The organism is Massilia sp. BAP21 (assembly GCF_057801335.1).
Genome location: NZ_CM173596.1, coordinates 2,388,721 through 2,409,195, shown reverse-complemented (window position 1 = coordinate 2,409,195; position 20,475 = coordinate 2,388,721). Strand labels below are relative to the sequence as shown.

The 20,475-nt window shown below is 65.1% G+C and carries 21 protein-coding genes; 3 read left to right on the top strand and 18 right to left on the bottom strand.

Features of this window, described 5'->3' with window-relative positions; all coding sequences use genetic code 11:
- Nucleotides 1-210: 210 nt before the first annotated feature.
- From ACWYRN_RS10605 to ACWYRN_RS10550, 12 genes are all read right to left on the bottom strand, one after another.
- A complete protein-coding gene (locus tag ACWYRN_RS10605) occupies nt 211-1,497 on the bottom strand; it encodes a multidrug effflux MFS transporter (protein ID WP_488692370.1) in 1,287 nt (428 codons plus the stop codon).
- A 7-nt stretch (nt 1,498-1,504) separates the two neighbouring features.
- Complete coding sequence (locus ACWYRN_RS10600) at nt 1,505-2,689, bottom strand: THUMP domain-containing class I SAM-dependent RNA methyltransferase (protein WP_488692803.1); 1,185 nt, start codon at nt 2,687-2,689, stop codon at nt 1,505-1,507.
- 261 nt (nt 2,690-2,950) lie between these two features.
- Complete coding sequence (locus ACWYRN_RS10595; protein ID WP_488692369.1) at nt 2,951-3,376, bottom strand: CopD family protein; 426 nt, start codon at nt 3,374-3,376, stop codon at nt 2,951-2,953.
- Between the two features lie 24 nt (nt 3,377-3,400).
- Nucleotides 3,401-4,666, bottom strand: coding sequence for a glutamate-5-semialdehyde dehydrogenase (locus tag ACWYRN_RS10590; protein WP_488692367.1), 1,266 nt, complete (start codon nt 4,664-4,666; stop codon nt 3,401-3,403).
- 221 nt (nt 4,667-4,887) lie between these two features.
- Nucleotides 4,888-5,901, bottom strand: coding sequence for a DNA polymerase III subunit delta (gene holA, locus ACWYRN_RS10585; RefSeq protein WP_488692365.1), 1,014 nt, complete (start codon nt 5,899-5,901; stop codon nt 4,888-4,890).
- 18 nt (nt 5,902-5,919) lie between these two features.
- A complete protein-coding gene (locus ACWYRN_RS10580; RefSeq protein ID WP_488692363.1) occupies nt 5,920-6,432 on the bottom strand; it encodes an LPS-assembly lipoprotein LptE in 513 nt (170 codons plus the stop codon).
- A 3-nt stretch (nt 6,433-6,435) separates the two neighbouring features.
- Complete coding sequence (gene leuS / locus ACWYRN_RS10575) at nt 6,436-9,081, bottom strand: leucine--tRNA ligase (RefSeq protein WP_488692362.1); 2,646 nt, start codon at nt 9,079-9,081, stop codon at nt 6,436-6,438.
- A 219-nt stretch (nt 9,082-9,300) separates the two neighbouring features.
- Nucleotides 9,301-9,993, bottom strand: a complete 693-nt coding sequence (locus ACWYRN_RS10570) for a transglycosylase domain-containing protein (RefSeq protein ID WP_488692360.1) — start codon at nt 9,991-9,993, stop codon at nt 9,301-9,303.
- Complete coding sequence (locus tag ACWYRN_RS10565) at nt 9,990-10,589, bottom strand: YdcF family protein (RefSeq protein WP_488692359.1); 600 nt, start codon at nt 10,587-10,589, stop codon at nt 9,990-9,992. Before ACWYRN_RS10565 ends, ACWYRN_RS10570 begins: the two co-directional genes overlap by 4 nt.
- 198 nt (nt 10,590-10,787) lie before the next feature.
- Nucleotides 10,788-11,114, bottom strand: coding sequence for a barstar family protein (locus tag ACWYRN_RS10560; protein ID WP_488692358.1), 327 nt, complete (start codon nt 11,112-11,114; stop codon nt 10,788-10,790).
- Between the two features lies 1 nt (nt 11,115).
- A complete protein-coding gene (gene dapB, locus ACWYRN_RS10555) occupies nt 11,116-11,925 on the bottom strand; it encodes a 4-hydroxy-tetrahydrodipicolinate reductase (protein ID WP_488692357.1) in 810 nt (269 codons plus the stop codon).
- Nucleotides 11,926-11,934: 9 nt separating this feature from the next.
- Nucleotides 11,935-12,546, bottom strand: a complete 612-nt coding sequence (locus ACWYRN_RS10550) for an outer membrane protein assembly factor BamE (protein ID WP_488692356.1) — start codon at nt 12,544-12,546, stop codon at nt 11,935-11,937.
- A 79-nt stretch (nt 12,547-12,625) separates the two neighbouring features.
- Between ACWYRN_RS10550 and fur the strand changes: the two genes are divergently transcribed.
- Nucleotides 12,626-13,060, top strand: coding sequence for a ferric iron uptake transcriptional regulator (fur, locus tag ACWYRN_RS10545; protein WP_229439108.1), 435 nt, complete (start codon nt 12,626-12,628; stop codon nt 13,058-13,060).
- A gap of 85 nt (nt 13,061-13,145) precedes the next feature.
- Here the strand turns inward: fur and hrcA are convergent, their stop codons facing one another.
- Both hrcA and ACWYRN_RS10535 read right to left on the bottom strand, forming a co-directional pair.
- Complete coding sequence (hrcA, locus tag ACWYRN_RS10540; RefSeq protein ID WP_488692354.1) at nt 13,146-14,162, bottom strand: heat-inducible transcriptional repressor HrcA; 1,017 nt, start codon at nt 14,160-14,162, stop codon at nt 13,146-13,148.
- A 123-nt stretch (nt 14,163-14,285) separates the two neighbouring features.
- Entirely contained in the window at nt 14,286-15,035 is a 750-nt protein-coding gene (locus ACWYRN_RS10535) for an HAD family hydrolase (protein WP_488692353.1), read from the bottom strand.
- 229 nt (nt 15,036-15,264) lie between these two features.
- Between ACWYRN_RS10535 and ACWYRN_RS10530 the strand changes: the two genes are divergently transcribed.
- Both ACWYRN_RS10530 and ACWYRN_RS10525 read left to right on the top strand, forming a co-directional pair.
- Nucleotides 15,265-15,849 (top strand): hypothetical protein, encoded by a 585-nt coding sequence (locus ACWYRN_RS10530; protein WP_488692351.1) that lies wholly within the window; start codon nt 15,265-15,267, stop codon nt 15,847-15,849.
- A gap of 27 nt (nt 15,850-15,876) precedes the next feature.
- The gene (locus tag ACWYRN_RS10525; protein ID WP_488692349.1) at nt 15,877-16,560 is read left to right on the top strand and encodes a hypothetical protein; all 684 of its coding nucleotides are present in this window, start codon (nt 15,877-15,879) and stop codon (nt 16,558-16,560) included.
- Nucleotides 16,561-16,717: 157 nt separating this feature from the next.
- Here the strand turns inward: ACWYRN_RS10525 and ACWYRN_RS10520 are convergent, their stop codons facing one another.
- From ACWYRN_RS10520 to ACWYRN_RS10505, 4 genes are all read right to left on the bottom strand, one after another.
- Nucleotides 16,718-16,909 (bottom strand): hypothetical protein, encoded by a 192-nt coding sequence (locus tag ACWYRN_RS10520; protein ID WP_229439104.1) that lies wholly within the window; start codon nt 16,907-16,909, stop codon nt 16,718-16,720.
- A gap of 246 nt (nt 16,910-17,155) precedes the next feature.
- A complete protein-coding gene (rsmA, locus tag ACWYRN_RS10515) occupies nt 17,156-17,935 on the bottom strand; it encodes a 16S rRNA (adenine(1518)-N(6)/adenine(1519)-N(6))-dimethyltransferase RsmA (protein ID WP_488692347.1) in 780 nt (259 codons plus the stop codon).
- A gap of 12 nt (nt 17,936-17,947) precedes the next feature.
- Nucleotides 17,948-18,997, bottom strand: a complete 1,050-nt coding sequence (gene pdxA, locus ACWYRN_RS10510; RefSeq protein WP_488692345.1) for a 4-hydroxythreonine-4-phosphate dehydrogenase PdxA — start codon at nt 18,995-18,997, stop codon at nt 17,948-17,950.
- A gap of 4 nt (nt 18,998-19,001) precedes the next feature.
- Nucleotides 19,002-20,438 (bottom strand): peptidylprolyl isomerase, encoded by a 1,437-nt coding sequence (locus ACWYRN_RS10505; protein WP_488692344.1) that lies wholly within the window; start codon nt 20,436-20,438, stop codon nt 19,002-19,004.
- Nucleotides 20,439-20,475: the final 37 nt, after the last annotated feature.

Here is a 20,475-nt window from a genome sequence, read left to right as displayed (position 1 = left end):
GCTACCACGACATGACATTTAGGTATTGATGAAACCGGATGTTATTTTTATTGCCATTTCGCACGAAATAAGCGTCTTAGCATATATACATTTCTGATCAGGAACAATACTTTCTGTCAAAAGTGTGAGCTTTTCCATGCGGATTTGTATGTTCAAGACAATTTCATTATCTATATGGAAACATCAAGATAGTGGCCCTGGCGAACGCCGCTACACCTGCTTGCCATTGCGCGCCTTGATGCGCCGGTACTGGCGCGAGATCATCCAGCACGCCAGCGCCGCCAGGGCAAAGCCGGCCTGCCCCAGCGCCAGCGCCAGCACCGAATGCGACAGCGCCGGCGCGATCAGCCCGGCGACGATGGCGCCCAGCAGGGTCGACACGAAGGACTGGCAGGACGCCACGGTGCCGCGGATGTGCGGGAACAGGTCCAGCGCCAGCAGCGTGGCGCCAGGCGCGATGATCGAGCTACCAAAAGTAAAGAAGAACATCGGCAGAACGGTCCAGGGCAGCGCCGGCGGCAGTAACAGGTGGTAGCCCACGTTGAACGCCACCGCCCCCAGCATGAAGGCGAAGCCGGCCCAGATCTGGTACGAAAAGCTCTTCTTGCCGGCCATGCGGTTGGCCGCCATCGACCCGAGGAAGATGCCGCTCACGGTCGGCACGAACAGCCAGGCAAAGCCCGACGGCCCCAGGTGCAGCTGCTGCGGCAGCATCACCGGCGAGGCCGTGATATACAGGAACAGGCCGGCGAAGTTCAGGGCCGTGATCCCGGCCTTCATGTGGAACAGGAAGGAGCCGAAGATGGCGCTGTAGCTGCCCGCCAGGAAGCGCGGGTTGAAGGGTTGGCGCTTTTCCCTGGGCACGGTTTCGGGCAGGTGCTTCCAGCACATCCAGCCCAGGAAAACCGTGAACACGCACAGCGCCAGGAAGATCGTGCGCCAGCCCGACAGGATCACGATCCAGCCGCCCAGCACCGGCGCGATGGCCGGCGCGATCGAGAAGATCATCGTCACCATCGACAGCAGGCGCGCCGCCGCCGTATCCGAATACAGATCGCGGATGATGGCGCGCCCCACCACCACCCCGGCCCCGGCCGACACCCCCTGCATGATGCGGAACACCCACAGGTAATGCACCGAAGACGCCGCCGCGCAGCCAAAGGTGCCGATGGCGAACACCACCAGCGACACCAGGATCACATTGCGCCGCCCGAAGGCGTCCGACAGCGCGCCATGCCACAGCACCATGCCGGCAAAGGCCAGCATGTAGGCGGTCAGGGTCTGCTGCACCTCGAGCGCGGAGGCGTGCAGGTTGGCCTGGATCTGCGGAAAGGCCGGCAAATAGGCGTCGATCGAGAACGGCCCCAGCATCGACAGCCCGGCCAGCAAGGTGGCCAGGCCGCCGGCCGAGAGCAGCGCGATCTTGTGCGGTTCGGGCAGCGGAACCGGGATCACCGGGTCCTTGGGCAGTTCGTCGGGTTCGGTGGGTGGCAGCATGGTCTACTTAGTTTGCGGTCGGTTCCTGCTTGGGCTTTGCTTCCTCGCGGCGGTTGTAACCCGCCACCATATCGAAGCGGAACAGGCGGCATTCGAGGGCGCCGTTGAAGAACGGGGTCTTGCGCGCTTCCTTCAGGCGCAGCAGCTTGGGCAGCGACAGGTCGGCCGTGAACAGGAACACGGTCCAGCCGGCGAAGCGCTGCTTCAGCGTGGTGCCGAGCGCGGAATAGAACGACACCGCCATTTCGTCCTGCGGCACCGTCGAATCGCCGCGCACGCCGATGCGCTCGCCGTACGGCGGGTTGGTCAGCAGGATGCCCGGGCCGTCGACCGGGGGCGACACGTGCTGGGCTTCGATCTGCTTGAGCGGCACGTCGAACAGGATGCCGGCGATCTTCAGGTTATGGCGGGTCATGGCAACCATGTCGCCCGAGATGTCGGAGCCGAAGATGGTCGGCTCGCTCGGCAGCGGGTTGGCCTTGATCGCGGCCTTCATTTCCTGCCAGGCCTTGCTGTCGAAGCCGGCGAATTTTTCAAAGGCGAAGCGGCGGCGCGCGCCCGGTGGGATGCCCTGCACCATCTGCGCGGCTTCGACCAGGATGGTGCCCGAGCCGCACATCGGGTCGAACAGCGGCGTGCCCGGCTTCCAGCCCGACACGCGCAGCATGCCGGCGGCCAGGTTTTCGCGCAGCGGCGCGTCGCCCGTCTCTTCGCGCCAGCCGCGCTTGAACAGCGCTTCGCCCGAGGTGTCGAGGTAGATGATGAAGTTGCGCGCATCCAGGAAGCCGACGATGCGCATGTCGGGCTCGCGCGTGTCCACCGACGGACGCTTGTTGAACTGGTCGCGGAAGCGGTCGCAGATCGCATCCTTGATCTTCAGAGTCGTGAATTCCAGGCTTTTCAATGGCGACTTCACAGCGGTGACGTCGACGCGGATCGTGTGGTGATAGCCGAACCAGTCTTCCCAGGGCTGCTCGAGCACCAGGTCGTAGATGTCGTTTTCGTTGTTGTAGCTGCGCTGGCCCATGCGCATCAGCACACGCGAGGCGATGCGCGAGTGCAGGTTGACGCGGTAGGCATCGACCAGGGTGCCGGAGCAGTGCACGCCGCCAGGAACCTGGTTGTGCACCTTCAGCGTGGTGCTGTGTTGCTGGGCGATTTCAGTGAGTTCTTCGGCCAGCGCCGCTTCCATGCCGCGCGGGCATGGGCAAAAATATGAGGTCATGGGGGTACCCTTTGTCCGTTGGTGTTAAAAAAATAATGTGGCTGGAAGCGCCGGTCGCTTGCAGCCACGTTGGTGATTCAGTTAATTGTTATCGTCGGGCGGTGGAGCGGTGGGTTCGAGAACCACCCTACGTAGGGTGGGTACTTGTACCCACCATTGCACAGCCAGCACAGCCGCGAACGCCCATCAACGCACGAACATGCCGCGCGGATGACCACGCCGCAAAAATTAAAACGGCTTCACGACCACCAGGATCACGATCAGCAGCAGCAGGATCACCGGCACCTCGTTGAACCAGCGGAACCAGGTGTGGCTGCGCTTGTTCACGCCGGCCTCGAACTTCTTCAGGATCGAACCACAGGCATGATGGTAGCCGATCGCCAGGACCACCAGCGCCAGTTTGGCGTGCAGCCAGCCGCCGCCCTTGATGCCGGCCTCCATCCACAGCCACAGCATCCACAGGCCCAGCAGCAGCGCCGGCACGGCCAGCATGGTGGTGAAGCGGTACAGGCGGCGCGCCATCAGCAGCAGGCGCGCGGTGGCGACGTTGTTGGTTTCCTGGGCCAGGTTCACGAAGATGCGCGGCAGGTAGAACAGGCCGGCGAACCAGGAGGCGATGAAGACGATGTGGAAGGCTTTGATCCAGAGGTACATGCGGGTCCTTTATTTATCAATCGTTCAGCTGCGTACTTCGCCGTGGCCGAACACGACGTATTTCAGCGAGGTCAATCCCTCGAGTCCGACCGGGCCGCGCGCGTGCAGCTTGTCGTTCGAGATGCCGATCTCGGCGCCCAGGCCGTACTCGAAGCCGTCGGCAAAGCGGGTCGAGGCGTTCACCATCACCGAGGCCGAGTCCACTTCGCGCAGGAAGCGCAGCGCGGCGCTGTAGTCCTCGGTAACGATGGCCTCGGTGTGCTTCGACGAATAGCGGTCGATGTGGTCCATCGCTTCCTCGATGCCGGCCACCACCTTCACCGCCAGGATCGGCGCCAGGTATTCCGTGCTCCAGTCTTCCTCAAGCGCCGCGGCCAGGTGCGGGTAGCCGGCCAGGATCGCGCGTGCTTCGTCGTCGGCGCGCAGCTCGACTTCCTTCGTCTTGTACAGTTCGGCCAGTTGCGGCAGCACCGCCGGGGCGATCGAGCGCGCCACCAGCAGGGTTTCCATGGTGTTGCAGGTGCCGTAGCGGTGGCACTTGGCGTTAAAGGCGATCGGCAGCGCTTTCGCCAGGTCGGCCTTGTCGTCGATGTAGACGTGGCAGATGCCGTCCAGGTGCTTGATCATCGGGACCGTGGCTTCCTCGATCAGGCGCGCGATCAGGCCCTTGCCGCCGCGCGGCACGATCACGTCCACGTACTGCGGCATGGTGATGAGGGTGCCGACGGCGGCGCGGTCGACGGTGTCCACCACCTGCACGGCGTCCAGCGGCAGGCCGGCTTTCGTCAGGCCTTCGGTGACCAGCTTCGCCAGCGCGCGGTTGCAGTGGATGGCTTCCGAGCCGCCGCGCAAAATCGCCGCGTTGCCGCTCTTGATGCACAGGCCGGCCGCATCCACCGTCACGTTCGGGCGCGCTTCGTAGATGATGCCAATCACGCCCAGCGGCACGCGCATCTGGCCGACCTGGATGCCGCTCGGGCGCGACTTCATGTTCGAGATCTCGCCGATCGGGTCGGGCAGCGCGGCGATCTGGCGCAGGCCGTCGACCATGGTCGTGATCGCACTTGGCGACAAGGCCAGGCGGTCGAGCAGCGCCGGGGCCAGGCCGCTGGCGCGGGCGGCGTCGAGGTCGAGCCGGTTGGCGGCGGACAGCGCCGCGGCCTCGCGTTCGATGGCCTCGGCGATCAGGAGCAGCGCGCGGTTGCGCGTCGCCCCATCGGCGCGCGCCATCGCCCGCGACGCGGCCCGGGCATTGCGGCCCAGCGTGTGCATGTAGTCGGTGATGTCCATCGTTTGGTTCCAGTGTGCGTTGAATGGCGGGTTGGCGGCGTTTGGGTAACGTTAAATGGAGCCGAAAATGCGAGCGTAGTGTGAACGCGTGGACGGCGAAGCCGTCCACCCTACGAACGTCTCCCGTAGGGTGGGCACTCTGTGCCCACGCGGGTCATGCATGCCGATACAGGTGCACCTGCAGGTCCAGCGGCCTAAATAGGCCACCGACGATTAACGATCTACCTGGCCACCCTCAACGCCAACTGCAGCATCGCATCCCACGCATCCCCCGCAAACGCCTTGGCCCGCAATCCCTTGACCATCTTGTCCACCTGCGCCGCATCCTGCAGCGCCGCTTCCAGCGTGGGCAGCGACACCCGCCGCAAGGCCGGCTCCATCATCCGCTCGCGCGGCCCCCAGATCCGGTATTCCTTCAAAAGCGCCCCGAGCGGCCGCCCCTGCGCCATCCCGGACTTCAATTTTAGCAGCGTGCGGATTTCCTCGGACACCGCCCACAAGACCAGCGGCAGCGCCTCGCCTTCCCCCTTCAGCCCGTCGAGCATGCGCGCCAACCGCGCCGCGTCTCCGCTGAGCATGGCCTCCGACAGCTTGAACACGTCGTAGCGCGCCACGTTCAGCACCGCGTCGTGCACCTGCTCGAACGTCAGCTTGCCCGGCTCGTGCAGCAGCCCCAGCTTCTGGATTTCCTGGTGCGCCGCCAGCAAATTGCCCTCGACGCGGTCCGCGATGAAGTCCAGGCTCTGGCGGTCCGCGCTCTGCCCTTGCGCACTCAGGCGCATGCCGATCCAGCCCGGCAGCTGCGCCCTTTCCACGTTCGGGATCTCGATGTACACCGCGGCCTGCTGCAGCGTCGCTACCCACGACGCCTTGGCCGTCTGCCAGTCCAGCTTGGGCAGGGTGATCAGGGTCAGGTTGTCGGGACTCAGGTCCTTGGCGTAAGCCTGCAGCGCGGCGCTGCCGTCCTTGCCCGGCTTGCCGCCCGGGATGCGCAGCTCGATCAGCTTCTTGTCGCCGAACAGCGACAAGGCCTGGTTCGCCGCCAGCAGTTCGCCCCACTTGAAGGTGCGCTCCACCGTCAGCACGTCGCGCTCGGTGTGGCCGGCCGCGCGCGCGGCGCGGCGAATCTTGTCGGCGGCCTCCAGCGCGAGCAGGTGCTCGTCGCTGGTGATCACGTACAGCGGCGCCAGGCCTTTCGACAGATGGCCTTCGAGCGCCTCAAGCCGCAATTGCATCCGGTCCTGCTCCGCTGATCAGGTCTTGATCGCCGCCAGGCGGCGGATGATCTGCTGCACCAGGTCGGACTGCATGTCGCGGTAGAGCAGCGCTTCCTCGCCTTCCTTGGCCAGCACGGCTTCCTCGCTGAACGTGAGGTTGCGGCGCAGGGTGATCTCGGTCGGGCCCAGGATCAGGTTGCCGGCGGTATCGCGCACCTGGAACACCAGGGTGTAGCTGAGCAGGTACTCGCGCACCCGGCCCAGGTTGTTCAGCGAGAGGATCGCCTTGTTGCGCGCTTCCGAGACGACCTCGAAGCGCGCCTGCGCACCCTCCGCCTTCGGCACGATGGTGACGTTGTCGATCGCGCGCAGGTTGCGTTTCAACTCGTTGCCGAGCGGCGAAGCATCGCCGAAGCCCAGGTGGATGGTCTGGAACGGCATGTTGTACGAGCCGTTCGAGCCACGCAACTGGAAGCCGCAGGCGGCCAGGCTGGACACCAGCAGCAGCGCGCACACGGCGCGCATCAGGGAAGGAAAGGATGCGCGCATGGGTTACACCACGATGTTGACGAGTTTGCCGGGCACGACGATGACCTTCTTCGGCGTGCCTTCCACGAACTTCTGTACCGCTTCCGAGGCCAGCGCCGCCGCCTCGACGGCCGCCTTGTCGGCTTCCTTCGGTACCTTGACCGAGCCGCGCAGCTTGCCGTTCACCTGGATCATCATCTCGATCTCGGCCTGTTCCAGCGCGGCCGGGTCGACCTGCGGCCACTGCACGTCGAGGATGTCGCCGTGCGCTTTCGCGTAGCCGAGTTCCTGCCACAGCGCGTGGGTGATGTGCGGCGCCACCGGGTTCAGGATGCGCAGGAAGATCGACAGGCCTTCGGCGATCACGCTGTCGCCGGCCGGGCCTTCGGCCAGCTTGGCTTGTTCGAGCGTGTTGAGCATCTTCATGCAGGCCGACACCACGGTGTTGTACTGGATGCGCTTCAGGTCGTAGTCGGCCTGCTGCAGGATCTTGTGCACTTCGCGGCGCAGCGTCTTGTGCGCTTCGTCCAGGGTCGCGGCGCCATCGGTGTTACCCAGCGCGGCGGCGATACGGCCCGACTGCGCATAGCCGAAGGCCCAGACGCGGCGCAGGAAGCGGCTCGCGCCTTCGACGCCGCTGTCCGACCACTCCAGGGTCTGTTCCGGCGGCGAGGCGAACATCGTGAACAGGCGCGCGGTGTCGGCGCCGTACTGCTCGATCTGCGCTTGCGGGTCGATGCCGTTGTTCTTCGACTTCGACATCTTCTCGGTGCCGCCGATCTCGACCTTCTCGCCGTCGGCCTTCAGGACCGCGCTCTGCGGACGGCCCTTGTCGTCGAACGTGAGTTCCACGTCGGCCGGGTTGTACCAGGTCTTCTTGCCGGCCGCGTCTTCGCGGTAGTAGGTCTCGTTCAGCACCATGCCTTGCGTGAGCAGGTTGACGAAGGGCTCGTCGAACTTCACCAGGCCGAAGTCGCGCATGACCTTGGTCCAGAAGCGCGCGTACAGCAGGTGCATGACGGCGTGCTCGATGCCGCCGATGTACTGGTCCATCGGCATCCAGTAATCGTTGCGCGCGTCGACCATGGCGTCGTTCGAGCCCGGCGAGGTATAGCGCATGTAGTACCACGACGAATCGATGAACGTGTCCATCGTGTCGGTCTCGCGGCGCGCGGGCTTGCCGCACTTCGGGCAATCGCACTTCAGGAACGCTTCGTCCTTGTTCAGCGGGTTGCCGGTGCCGTCCGGGACCAGGTGCTCGGGCAGCACGACCGGCAAGTCTTTTTCCGGCACCGGGACCACGCCGCAGTCGCCGCAGTGGATCATCGGAATCGGCGTGCCCCAGTAGCGCTGGCGCGAGATGCCCCAGTCGCGCAGGCGGAAGGTGACCTTCTTGTCGCCCAGTTCCTGGGCCGCGAGGTCGCCCGAGACCGCGTTCACGGCGGCGGTGTAGTCCAGGCCGTCGTACTTGCCGGAGTTGATGGTACGGCCGGTTTCCTTGTCGCCATACCACTCCTGCCAGCCGTCGAGCGAGTATTCCTGGCCTTCGACGGCCACGACCTGCTTGATCGGCAGATCGTATTTCTTGGCGAATTCGAAGTCGCGCTCGTCGTGGCCCGGCACGCCCATCACGGCGCCGTCGCCATAGGTGATCAGGACGTAGTTGCCGACCCAGACCGGCACCTGCTCGCCGGTCACCGGGTGGGTGACGGACAGGCCGGTCGGCATGCCCTTCTTCTCCATCGTCGCCATGTCGGCTTCGATGACGGAACCGAGCTTGCATTCGGCGATGAAGGCCTGCAGTTCCGGATTGTTTTTCGCAGCGTGCTGGGCCAGCGCGTGTTCCGGCGCCACGGCGCAGAAGGTCACGCCCATGATGGTGTCGGCGCGGGTGGTGAAGACGTACAGCTTGCCGTCGTTGATCAGCTCACCGGCATCGTCCATGATCACGTGCGGGAAGGCGAAGCGCACACCGGTCGACTTGCCGATCCAGTTGGCCTGCATGATGCGCACGCGCTCCGGCCAGCCCGGCAGCTTGTTGTCGACAAAATCCAGCAGCTCGTCGGCGTACTCGGTGATGCGCACGTAGTACATCGGGATTTCGCGCTTTTCGATTGGCGCGCCCGAACGCCAGCCCTTGCCGTCGACGACCTGCTCGTTGGCCAGCACGGTCTGGTCGACCGGGTCCCAGTTCACGGTGCCGGTCTTCTGGTAGATGATGCCCTTCTCGAGCATCTTCAGGAACATCCACTGGTTCCACTTGTAGTATTCCGGCTTGCAGGCGGTCATTTCGCGCGACCAGTCGATGGCCAGGCCCATCGATTCCATCTGCCCGCGCATGTGGGCGATGTTCGAATAGGTCCACTCGGCCGGCGGCACGTTGTTCGCCATCGCCGCGTTCTCGGCCGGCATGCCAAAGGCGTCCCAGCCCATCGGCATCAGCACGTTGTAGCCGTTCATCCGCAGGTAGCGATACATCACGTCGTTGATCGTATAGTTGCGCACATGGCCCATGTGCAGCTTGCCGGATGGGTAAGGCAGCATCGAGCAGGCGTAGTATTTACCCTTCGGGAAACGCGGGTCGTTCTCGACGGCTTTGTAGGCGTCGATCGACTTCCAGTACGCCTGGGCGGCCTGTTCAACTTCGGCTGGACTATATTTATCTTGCATGATGTTCTGCGGAAGAAATTTTTGGAGGTGGAAAGCGGCTAACAAAGCCGTCAGGCCAAGGCGCGTCGTCGAAGACAGTACGCTAGTACGGCAAGACGATGCAACGCAGGCATGGCGGGTTTGTTAGGCGCTTTAACAGGACATTATACTGGTTCATCCTGCACTGCGGCGTAGTGCGGCGGCGCCTTCCCGCGAGAGTGATCAGTTACGCCTGATGCTTCATTTGGGTGCGGTGCAATGCGCGTAATCGGTATCGAACCAGCCTGACGGGCGGCAGCTTGAATCCAGCACCGCTTTGACCCGGGCCAGGCGCAAGGCGTAGGCGGTGGGTTCGCGCAGCGGGTGGTAAGTGTTCGGCGCCTTGATCATCGCGACCAGGCCGGCAGTTTCGGCGTCGCTTAACCGGACCAGCGGCTTGCCGGAATAAGCCTCAGCTGCTTGCACCAGACCGCGCACTTGGCGCCCCTCATGACGGCCCATGTAGACCGATTGCACATACATCGCCAGTTGCCGCTCCTTCGACAGGCGGGCGTCCAGCACCAGCGCCATGGTGTCGCGGCCGAAGTCGATGCGCTTGCAGCAGTCGAAGACGCGGCGGTAGAAGCGCTGCAGCAGGCCTTTCGTTCCATCCAGCTGCGGGCCTTCGAGGAAGAACTCGCGCGCCAGCGCCGAGGAAATCGTGGCCACGCCCTGCCCTTCGGCCAGGCTCAGGCCGTGGTGGGTGTAGAAGGTGGGGTCTTCGATGCGCAGCAGGATCTCGACCTGGCGCGGCGACAGCGCGGCTGGTGTGCTGTCTTGCGGCCAGCGCGCCAGCAGATCGTCGAAGGAAGCGGCGGCCCAGCCGGCGGCGATGGCGAGGTAGAGGACCAGCGCCGCCAGCAGCGCCAGCATGGCTTTGCCCAGGCGCTTCATGGCGACCTGGCCACGTCGGGATAGGCGCCCAGGGCCGCGATCTCGCGCAGGAAGTCTTGCTCGATGTAGCCGGGAATCTTGCCGAACTCACCCAGCACGCGGGCGCGGAATTCGTCGTGCTCGTGCCAGCGCTCGGCGGGCAGGCCGAAGTAGTTCACGGGATGAGCGGAGACGCGCGGTTCGGGCCAGTGGCGCGCCAGGGTCATCAGGTAGCGGCGCATGGCGCAGACCTTGCCGATGACCAGCAGGCTGTCGATGTGTTCCAGGCCGATTGTCTCGGCGACCCTGGCGCGGCCGAGGAGTACGTTTTCGCCGGTGTTGGTGGCGGCGGTTTCCAGGATCAGGATGGATGCGGGGACGCCGAGCTGGACCAGGCGTTCGGCGATGACCAGGGCTTCTGCCTGGGGATTGCCGCCGGTGGGGCCGCCCGAGACAAGCAGCTGGCGGAACATGCCGGCTTGCCAGAGGGCGTGGGTTTGGAGGCAGAATGCGTCGACGCCGTGGCGGGTGCCGAACAGGAAGCCCAGCGTGGAGGGCTGGGCCGGCAGGGGCGGCATGATGTAGTCGGCGATGCGCAGGAGGTCGTCGGCGGTCATGGCTATCCAGGCTGGTGGAGCTGCAGCTGCACTGTTATCGGTATGCTCGATCCGCGTGGGCTCAAGAGCCCACCCTACGGGTATTGTTCCGGGCCGTTTGCGGGCAAAAGGCGTATTGTTCCGGGCCGTTTGCAGGCAAAAGGCGGTATTGCTCCAGGCCGTTTGCGAGCAAAAGGCGGGAGGCAATGAAGGTGCTTCTTAGCGCAGCACCAGTTTCAGGGCCGGCTTTTCGCCGTAGTCTTCGTAGCGCTCGTTGATGCCGCCGACGCAGTAGGCGATTTCCTCGACCAGGTCGGGCAGGCGCGCCTGCAGGGCCGCGCCGTCGGTGATGACGATTTCCAGCACCTCGTTCGGCTTCAGCCTGAACTTGGTCATGTTCTCGTCGTCGCGCAGGTAGCTCAGGCAGTCGACCCAGGCGTCGATGGTGTCGGCGTAGGTTTCCGGGAAGCCGAAGGCGCGGCGGCTCTCCCCATGGAAGGCCGCTTCGTCGACGATCGCGGCGCCGTTCAGTTGGACGCTGGCCATGTCAGCCCTTCAGGCCCAGCACGTCCTGCATGTCGTACAGGCCGTTGGCTTTGCCGGCGATGAAGCGCGCGCCGCGCAGGGCGCCGTGGGCGTAGGTGACGCGGCTGCTGGATTTGTGGGTGATCTCGATGCGCTCGCCGGTGCCGGCGAACAGCACGGTGTGGTCGCCGACGATGTCGCCGCCGCGCACGGTGGCAAAGCCGATGGTCGACGGGTCGCGCTCGCCGGTCACGCCTTCGCGGCCATACACGGCGCAGTCCTTCAGGTCGCGGCCCAGGGCGTCGGCAATCACTTCGCCCATCTTCAGCGCGGTGCCGGACGGCGCGTCGACCTTGTGGCGGTGATGGGCTTCGATGATCTCGATGTCGTAGCCTTCGGCGAAGCTCTTGGCCGCCATTTCCAGCAGCTTGAGGGTGACGTTCACGCCCACGCTCATGTTCGGTGCGAACACGACCGATACCTTCTCGGCGGCGGCGCGGATCGCTTCCTTGCCGGCCTCGTCGAAACCGGTGGTGCCGATCACGACCTTGATGCCGTTGGCGGCGCAGTATTCCAGGTGCTTGAGGGTGCCTTCAGGACGGGTGAAGTCGATCAGGCAATCGGCGCCGGCCAGCGCGCGCTCGAATTCGGAGTGGATCACCACGCCGGTCAGCTGGCCCGAAAAGGCGCCGGCATCGCTGCCGATGAAGGGCGAGCCGGCGACGTCGAGGGCGCCGGACAGGGTGGCATCGGGCGCGGCGGCGATGGCCTCGATCAGCATGCGGCCCATGCGCCCGCTGGCGCCGGCAACCGCGATTTTCAATTGCGTCATGACGTACTGTTACTGGATGTTGGAATTGGTCGGCGACGCGGGCGTCACCGGGGCCACGGCGCGGGTCGGCGCGTTTTTCTTCGGGAACTTGCTCGGGCCGGCGATGCGGTCGATGTACTCGCGCTCGGTCGGCAGATTGCCGCCGTCGAAACGCTCGACGACATTGTCCTTGAAGTAGACGGTCACGCGGCTGGTGGTCAGCTCGCCGTCACCGCGCGCCAGGTAGAAGGGGAAATCCCAGCGGTCGGCGTGGAACATGTCGGCGATCATCGGCGAGCCGAGCAGGAAGCGCACCTGGTCGCGGGTCTGGCCCGGCTTCAGCTGGGCCAGCATTTCCTGCGATACGAAGTTGCCCTGCTGAATGTCTGGACGGTAGGGCGAAAAGACCCAGAGGAATTTTTGCAGCTTGCTCACCTGGGTCGTTTGTGCGCCGGCATTTGCCAGGGCGGCCGCCTTGTCGGCGTCGGCTGCTACGGCTGTCGCGTCGGTGCTTGCCGGTGCAGCAGGCCGGGTCTGGTTACGCCAGGATGCGCAGCCGGACAGCAACAGCGTGCATGCGAGGCCCGCGGCGAGCGCAGCCCGGACCTTAAAACTGTGAACAACGGCATCGGTGACACGCATAAGTAACCTCAAAACGTTTAAGCGGGAGCTTCCAAAACGCTATATCATAAAGCACTCCGCCCATCTACGAGTAACAAACATGAGTAACAAACCCACCGACCTGAAGGCGAGCGGCCTGAAGGCTACCCTGCCACGCCTCAAGATCCTGGAAATCTTCCAGAACAGCGAAGTGCGGCACCTGACGGCGGAAGACGTCTACAAGATCCTGCTGGCCGACAACATGGATGTCGGCCTGGCGACGGTGTACCGCGTCCTGACCCAGTTCGAGCAGGCCGGCCTGCTGAACCGCAACCACTTCGAAACCGGCAAGGCCATCTACGAGCTGAACGCCGGCTCGCACCACGACCACCTGGTCTGCCTCGATTGCGGCCATGTCGAGGAATTCTTCGACGAGGAAATCGAATCGCGCCAGAACAAGATCGCCGTCGAACGCGGCTTCAAGATCGCCGAGCACGCGCTGGCCATCTATGGCAATTGCATCAAGACGGCCTGCCCTCACCGCGGGAACAATTGATCGCGAAATTGCGATAGCAACAACAAGAAACGGCGCCGCGGCGCCGTTTTTTTACCGTAGATCTTTTTACGCCGTTTTACACCTGTCAGGAATGGCTCAGCGCATTCGACAGCAACTTGGCCGTGATGTCGACGATCGGGATCACGCGCTCGTAGGCCATGCGCGTGGGCCCGATCACGCCCAGGGTGCCGACGATCTTGCCATTCACCTCGTAGGGTGCGGTGACCACGCTCATTTCGTCCATCGGCACCAGCTTCGATTCGCCGCCGATGAAGATCTGCACGCCGCCGGCGCGGCTGGAAACATCAAGTAGCTGCATCAGGCCGGTCTTCTGCTCGAACATCTCGAACATCTGGCGCAGCGAGCTCATGTTCGACGACAAATCCGACACCGACAGCAGGTTGCGCTCGCCGGCGATGACCATGTCCTCGCCTTCGGCCATGGCTTCGCTGCCGGCCTCCACCGCCACCTGCATCAGGCCGCCGATGTCCTCGCGCAGCTGGCGCAGTTCGCCGGTGAGGCGGGTGCGTACCTCGTCGAACGAGAGGCCGGCGAAGTTCTGGTTCAGGTAATTGGCCGACTGCACCAGCTGGGCCGGCGTGTAGTCGGCCTCGGTGAGCAGCAGGCGGTTCTGGACGTCGCCGCGCGGGTCGACGATGACGAGCAGGATGCGCTTTTCCGACAGGCGCAGGAATTCGATCTGCTGGAACACCGACTCGCGGCGCGGGCTCTGCACCACGCCGGCGAATTGCGTCAGCGAGGACAGCATCTGCGCCGCGTTGGCGATGACCTTCTGCGGCTGGTGGGCGCTCAGGCACATGCGCTCGGTGTCGACGCCGCCCTCGCCCAGCTGCTGCACGGTGAGCAGGGTATCGACGAACAGGCGGTAGCCACGCGGCGTGGGCACGCGCCCGGCCGAGGTATGGGGACTGGCGACATAGCCCATCTCTTCGAGGTCGGCCATGATGTTGCGGATCGTGGCCGGCGACACGTCCAGGCCCGAGATCTTCGACAGCGCGCGCGACCCGACCGGCTGGCCGTCGGCGATGTAGCGCTCGACCAGGGCTTTCAGCAGGGTTTGGGCACGGGTATCAAGTTGCATAAGGCAGAGGCAAGGGCAGAAGCGAAAGCGGAAGAGGATCGGAAGCGATGCGCTTCCATTATGCACCTTTGGCAGGCGGCTGTGCAGTTGGCCGCGCAGTCAGGCGCGCAGTCAGCCAAGCAGTCAGCCAAATTCGTGTCTGAGCCAGGCCAGCAGTTCGTCGAAGTTCGCCACGATCGCGTCCGGCTGTACGCCCTCTTCCAGGTGGCGGCGGCTGGCGGTGCGGTTCATCCACACGCCGCGCAGCCCGGCACGCTGGGCGCCCTGCACGTCCAGGATCAGATCGTCGCCCACGTACACCGCTTCCTGCGGGGCCACGCCGAGCGCGGCGCAGGCGGCATGGAAGATCGCCGGGTCCGGCTTGGCGCGGCCGAACTGCGGGGCCGACACCGAAGCCTGGAAATGGTGGGCCAGGCCGATGGTCTGCAAATCGGCATTGCCGTTGGTGACCGAGCCGAGCAGCACCCGGCTCTTCAGGCGCAGCAGGCCCGGCAGCACGTCGTCGTAGGGCGTCACGGCGTTGCGGGCCGCGAAGAACTCGACCATCGCCAGTTCCACCTTGGCCGTGTCTTCTCCCGCCTGCTCGAACGCGGCGAGCAGCCCGGCGCGGCGCAGGGCGCCCAGGTCGAGCTGGAATTCGGGGCGGCTGGCCAGCAGTTCCAGGCGCGCCTGGCGCAGGCTGTCGATGGTGAAGCGCTGGACCACGCGCGGGGCGTTGCTGGACAGCCAGGCGAACAGGGTCTGTTCGGCCTGCAGGATCACGGGAGCGATCGGCCACAGGGTGTCGTCCAGGTCGAACAGGACGGCGCGCGGCCAGGGCCGGCGCGCAGGCGTCGTGGCGGGCTGCGGGTCGGGATTCAAATCAGGCTTCAATTCGGGCTTCAAGGCGGCATCGGGGCGAAAAGAGGGTGAGCCGAGCATAGCGAGGCCGGCCGCGAAATGCAAACGCGCGCCGTGCGCGGCCCCGTCGTTACACCGTGATACAAACGGCGATGAGCCCGGGCCTTGTCAAATGCTCTAAAATGATGGGCAAACTTCCAGCTTCGACGCGGCACGGACGCCGTCGCGCGTCTTGTCCAGTTCCCTTTTATTTGGAGAAATTATGATTCGTTCCCCCCTGCGTGCCGGTGTCGCGCTGGCTTGCGCGTTGAGCCTGTCCGCCTGCGGCGGCGGCGACGGTGAGTTCTACCTGGGCGGTAGCATTCTCAACAACACGGCGGAAGGCCTGATTGTCACGAATAACGGCGGCTCCGACTATGCAGTGCCCGCCGGCGCCACCACCTTCTACTTCCCCGAGCTGGTCGATGCCGATTCCTCGTACCGGGTCGAGGTCAAACAGGCACCCAAGAATGCCGAGAAGTGCGAGGTCATTTCGCCGACCGGCGTCGGCCGCGCCACCTTCAACATCAACACGATCGAGATCGTCTGCACGCTGAAGTCGAAGCCCCTGAACGTCAACGTGAGCGGCCTGCGCAGCGGCACCCTGGTCCTGGTCAACGGCTCGGTACGCAAGGATGTCACGGCCAACGGCAGCTTCGAGATGCTGAGGGCCGGCTGGGGCCAGCCTTACGGCGTGACCGTGTACGAGCAGCCGAGCGGCCAGACTTGTACCGTCCAGAACGGTGTCGGCACGGTGCCGAGCGCCGACGAACCGAAAACGATCGACGTCAGCGTGACTTGCGCCTGACGGCTTAACGCATTCCAGGAGATGAATTTGAAGAACACTGTGTTGGCCCGCGCGGGCCTGGCGCTGGTCATGGCCGCGGCCCTGGCTTCCTGCGGTGGCGGCGGCTCGAAGTACACCATCGGCGGCGTCGTCTACGGGCTGCAGTATGGTCCGCTGGTACTCACCACGAACGGCATGGAGGCATCCGTCCAGCCGAACCCGGCCAATACGGCCGCCGAGGTCAAGGAGGTGACGTATACCTTCCCGGAAAAGCTCGAGTATGGCGATGTGTATGACGTCATCATCAAGCAGGTCACCGATGCGTCCGGCAACGTGACCATCCAGCAGCCGCCGCACCAGATTTGCGGACCGGCCAGCAACAGCCGCACCAGCGACACGGCGGGGCGCCTGTCGGTCATCAGCGCCGACTTCGTCTGCCAGCTGGTGGCGCCGACCATCGGCGGCAAGGTCAAGGGCCTGGGCGCCGGCACCCTGGTGCTGAACAACGGCAGCGACAGTCTGGTGTCGATTCCTGCGCCGACCCCGGCCGCGACGCCGCCGGCCGACATCGCCTACGTTTTCCCGGTGGCGGTCACCTACGGCAAGACCTACGGCGTGACGGTCCAGACCAATCCCGCGGGCTATACCTGCACCGTCGCCAATGCCACCGGCACGATGCGCGACGACCCGGTCTCGAACATCGACGTTACCTGCGTCGCCAACCCGACCTGAGACAGATATAGGCTGCGCTGATGACGATCATTCCAAAAGAAAATTGGATTTATATGTTGTAGCGCAGCATAATCCTACCTGTCTCCTCCAACTCTCCTCAGAAAAGAATTGGATTTAAGCCCACCCGCAATGGTGGGCTTTTTTTTGCCCCAGCCGCTCAACCGAGCTTGGTAACCGGCACCAGGCGCTTGCCGCTGACCTTCACGATGGCCATCTTGCCGGTGCTCACCGCCACCATCGATTCCGCGCGCACTTGCGCCTTGTAGCTCTCGGCACTGGCGTAGGTGCTGACACCGACCAGCAGTGCGGCGACGACGAAGATCGATTCCATGTGTTTGAGGACGTTCATTTCAGGCTCCCTTCGGTTGAGTGGCTGGCCCTTGGCGTTTGCGTTCGGGCTTTCGATGGGAGTACTTTAGCAAGCACCCTCCCCCGCTTCCATCGGCCTGCGACGAACTGCAAAAAGCGGGCGCCGAAGCGCGCCAGGCGGCGATGTAAGGTGTAGCGGCGCGCGTTTGTGCAGCGCCGCAAGCAAGCTGGTACAGGGAACGGCGAGAAGAGACCGCGGCGGCCGCGCGGGCCGCCGGGAAGAAGCTTATTGCACCGGCTTGAGGATGTTCGCCAGCGCCACGTACTGTTCGAGCGACACCGTCTCCGGACGCACGCCGGGATCGATGCCGGCGTCCAGCAGCTGCTGTTCGGTAAACATGCCGGCCACGCAGTTGCGGATCACCTTGCGGCGCTGCGAGAAGGCTTTCTGCACCACCGCTTCCAGGGTCGGGCCGTCGGCCGGCAACGGGCGCCGGGTCGGCACCATGCGCACGATGGCCGAGTCGACCTGGGGCGGCGGATCGAAGGCGGTGGGCGGCACGATGAACATCAGCGCCATGTCGTAGCGCCATTGCAGCATCACCGACAGGCGGCCATAGGCCTTGGTGCCCGGCTCGGCCACCATGCGCTCGACCACTTCCTTTTGCAGCATGAAGTGCTGGTCCTCGACCAGGTGGGCGAACTCGGCCAGGTGGAACAGCAGCGGGCTGGAGATGTTATACGGCAGGTTGCCGACCACGCGCAGCTTCTGCCCTTCCGGCACCGGGATGCTGCCGAAGTCGAACTTCAATGCGTCGCCGGCGTGGATCGTCAGCTTTTCGCGCGGGTAGGCCTTTTCCAGGCGCGCCACCAGGTCGCGGTCGAGTTCGACCACGTGCATGTGGTCGAGCTCCTTCAGCAGCAGCGCCGTCATCGCCGCCAGGCCCGGTCCGATCTCGACCATCGCCTCGCCGCGGCGCGGGCCGATGGCGTCGATGATGTTCCCCAGGACGTGGTTATCGGTCAGGAAGTTCTGGCCGAAGCGCTTGCGTGCTACGTGTTTCATTGGTGCTTTCGTTTAGTGTGATGCGGCGCGGCTGGCCGCGACCATGGCGGCGGCGGCGCGGATCGCTTCTTCCATGCTGCCGCAGTCGGCATGGCCCAGGCCTTGCGCCGCCAGGTCGAGCGCGGTGCCGTGGTCGACCGAGGTGCGGATCAGGGGCAGGCCGAGGGTGACGTTGATGCCGCGCCCGAAGGTGGCATGCTTCAGGACCGGCAAGCCCTGGTCGTGGTACATGGCCAGCACGCAGTCGGCGTCGCGCAGGTACTTGGGCTGGAACAGGGTGTCGGCCGGATACGGTCCGCGCGCGTCGATGCCGCGCGCCTGCGCCGCCGCCAGGCTTGGCGCGATGACCTCGATTTCCTCGCGTCCCAGGTAGCCGTTTTCCCCGGCATGCGGGTTCAGGCCGGTGACCAGGATGCGCGGCGCGGCGATGCCGAATTTCGTCTTCAGGTCGCGCTGCAGGATATCGAGCACGCGCCCCAGGCCTTCTTGCGTGATCGCGCCCGGCACCTCCTTCAGCGGCAGGTGGGTGGTGGCCAGCGCCACGCGCAGGTAGGGTTGATCGTTCCCTGGCTGCCCGGCCAGCATCATCACCACCTGCGGCGTACCGGTCTTCTCGGCCAGGTATTCGGTGTGGCCGGAAAAGGCGACGCCGGCGTCGTTGATGGTACTTTTTTGCAGCGGCGCGGTGACGATGGCGTCGAACCACCCTGCCCCCACGCCTTCGATCGCGAGGTCGAGCGTGGCCAGCACCGCGCGGCCGTTCTCACGGTCGAGCAGGCCGGGCGTGACGTGGGCCGCGAGCGGCACGTCGACCACGGCAAGGCGGTCCTTGCCGAAATGCGGCAGGCCGCCGTTGCGCAGCGCCTGCGTGGACAGGGCCGAGAGGCGGATCGCCGGGTCGATCAGGCTGGCCGTGAGCGCGAGGAAAGCGGCGTCGCCCACCAGCACGCAGTTGGCCTGCTCGCGCAGCGCCCAGGCGGCGCGGATCGCGATCTCGGGGCCGATGCCGGCCGGCTCGCCGACCGTGAGCGCCAGGGCCGGACGTGCTGCCTGCATCGTCATGGCCTCAGCCTTCCTCGCGGTACTCGACGTAGGCGCGGTCGCGCACTTCGCGCGCCCAGTCCTCGAACGCTTCGCCGAGTTTACGCTCGCGGATCACCTGGCGCGCACGGTTGCGCTCCTTCTGCGCGGTCACGTCTTCGCTCTTGCGCTCGAGGACCTGGATCAGGTGGAAGCCGAACGGGGTCTCGACCACGCCGGACAGTTCGTTGGGCTTCAATGCCGCCATTGCGGTTTCGAATTCCGGCATCACGTCGCCCGGGTACAGCCAGCCCAGGTCGCCGCCCTTGGATACCGAGCCGTTGTCCTGCGAGTTCTGGCGCGCCATGTCCTCGAAGGTGGCGGCCTTGCTCTCGATCTTGGCCCTGATTTCCTCGAGCTTGCGCTTGACCTCGGCCACCGGCATGGTCGGCGTCGCCTTCATGAGGATGTGGCGCGCGCGGGTCTGCTCGACTACCGCCTGTTCCTGCGCGGCGGCGCTGGCCAGGCTGCGCTTGTCGACCAGCTTCAGGATGTAGAAGCCGACGTTGGTCTTGATGACCGGGGTCACCTGGCCGGCGCTCAGCTTGCGCAGTTCGTTGGTGAAGATCGGCGGCAGGCGGTCGGCCTCGCGCCAGCCGATCGCGCCGCCCTTCAGGGCGTCGCCGGCGTCGGAATAGGTGGCGGCGACCTTGGCGAAGTCGGCGCCGGTGCGCAGCTGGCGCATCACCTCGTCGGCGCGGGCGCGGCGCGCGGCGATCTGCTCGGGCGTGGCGTTGGCCGGGATGCCGACCAGGATCTGGGCGATGTCGACCTCGATACGGTCGGCGGCGGCGGCCTTTTCGGCGGCCAGGAAGGTGTCGACCTCGGCATCCGACACCTGGATCTTGCTGTCGACCTCGTGCTCGCGCAGGCGCTGCATCATGATCTCGTTGCGGATCTCTTCGCGGAAGGCGGCAAAGGCCATGCCCTCTTTTTCCATCTGGTTGCGCATGTCCTGGACCGACAGCTTCTGGTCCTGGGCGATACGGCCGATGGCGGCGTCGAGCATGCGGTCGTCGACGCGCACGCCCATTTCCTTGGCCAGCTGGACCTGGGCGCGTTCGACGATCATCGCCTCGATCACCTGGCGCTCGAGGTCGGCCTGCGGCGGCAGTTGGGCGTTCTGGGCGCGCATGCGCTGGACGATCTGGGCCACGCGGTTGGCGACTTCGTTGCGGGTGATGACCTCGTCGTTGACGACCACGCGGATGGCGTCGACGACGTTGGCGTTGCTGGATGCCGGCGGCAGGAAGCCGCTGCCCGGAGTGGCCGGCGCGGTGGAGGAGGAAGAAGCGCTCGCTCCGGCAGTGCCTTGGGCACTGCCTGTGCTCGCCGGAGTTGCCTGGCCAAGGGCCGTGCCGGCCGTGAGCGCGCACAGCAGCGCCGCTGCGAGCTTAAGTTGATGCAAACGGGTAGTACGCATAATCTGGGAAGCACTCATTCAGGTCAAAAATCATCCA

Bases quoted from the DNA above. Each gene is read 5' to 3' on its own strand.
- ACWYRN_RS10605 (WP_488692370.1), bottom strand. From the start codon at position 1,497: ATGCTGCCACCCACCGAACCCGACGAACTGCCCAAGGACCCGGTGATC.
- ACWYRN_RS10600 (WP_488692803.1), bottom strand. From the start codon at position 2,689: ATGGAAGCGGCGCTGGCCGAAGAACTCACTGAAATCGCCCAGCAACAC.
- ACWYRN_RS10595 (WP_488692369.1), bottom strand. From the start codon at position 3,376: ATGTACCTCTGGATCAAAGCCTTCCACATCGTCTTCATCGCCTCCTGG.
- ACWYRN_RS10590 (WP_488692367.1), bottom strand. From the start codon at position 4,666: ATGGACATCACCGACTACATGCACACGCTGGGCCGCAATGCCCGGGCC.
- holA (WP_488692365.1), bottom strand. From the start codon at position 5,901: ATGCAATTGCGGCTTGAGGCGCTCGAAGGCCATCTGTCGAAAGGCCTG.
- ACWYRN_RS10580 (WP_488692363.1), bottom strand. From the start codon at position 6,432: ATGCGCGCATCCTTTCCTTCCCTGATGCGCGCCGTGTGCGCGCTGCTG.
- leuS (WP_488692362.1), bottom strand. From the start codon at position 9,081: ATGCAAGATAAATATAGTCCAGCCGAAGTTGAACAGGCCGCCCAGGCG.
- ACWYRN_RS10570 (WP_488692360.1), bottom strand. From the start codon at position 9,993: ATGAAGCGCCTGGGCAAAGCCATGCTGGCGCTGCTGGCGGCGCTGGTC.
- ACWYRN_RS10565 (WP_488692359.1), bottom strand. From the start codon at position 10,589: ATGACCGCCGACGACCTCCTGCGCATCGCCGACTACATCATGCCGCCC.
- ACWYRN_RS10560 (WP_488692358.1), bottom strand. From the start codon at position 11,114: ATGGCCAGCGTCCAACTGAACGGCGCCGCGATCGTCGACGAAGCGGCC.
- dapB (WP_488692357.1), bottom strand. From the start codon at position 11,925: ATGACGCAATTGAAAATCGCGGTTGCCGGCGCCAGCGGGCGCATGGGC.
- ACWYRN_RS10550 (WP_488692356.1), bottom strand. From the start codon at position 12,546: ATGCGTGTCACCGATGCCGTTGTTCACAGTTTTAAGGTCCGGGCTGCG.
- fur (WP_229439108.1), top strand. From the start codon at position 12,626: ATGAGTAACAAACCCACCGACCTGAAGGCGAGCGGCCTGAAGGCTACC.
- hrcA (WP_488692354.1), bottom strand. From the start codon at position 14,162: ATGCAACTTGATACCCGTGCCCAAACCCTGCTGAAAGCCCTGGTCGAG.
- ACWYRN_RS10530 (WP_488692351.1), top strand. From the start codon at position 15,265: ATGATTCGTTCCCCCCTGCGTGCCGGTGTCGCGCTGGCTTGCGCGTTG.
- ACWYRN_RS10520 (WP_229439104.1), bottom strand. From the start codon at position 16,909: ATGAACGTCCTCAAACACATGGAATCGATCTTCGTCGTCGCCGCACTG.
- rsmA (WP_488692347.1), bottom strand. From the start codon at position 17,935: ATGAAACACGTAGCACGCAAGCGCTTCGGCCAGAACTTCCTGACCGAT.
- pdxA (WP_488692345.1), bottom strand. From the start codon at position 18,997: ATGACGATGCAGGCAGCACGTCCGGCCCTGGCGCTCACGGTCGGCGAG.
- ACWYRN_RS10505 (WP_488692344.1), bottom strand. From the start codon at position 20,438: ATGCGTACTACCCGTTTGCATCAACTTAAGCTCGCAGCGGCGCTGCTG.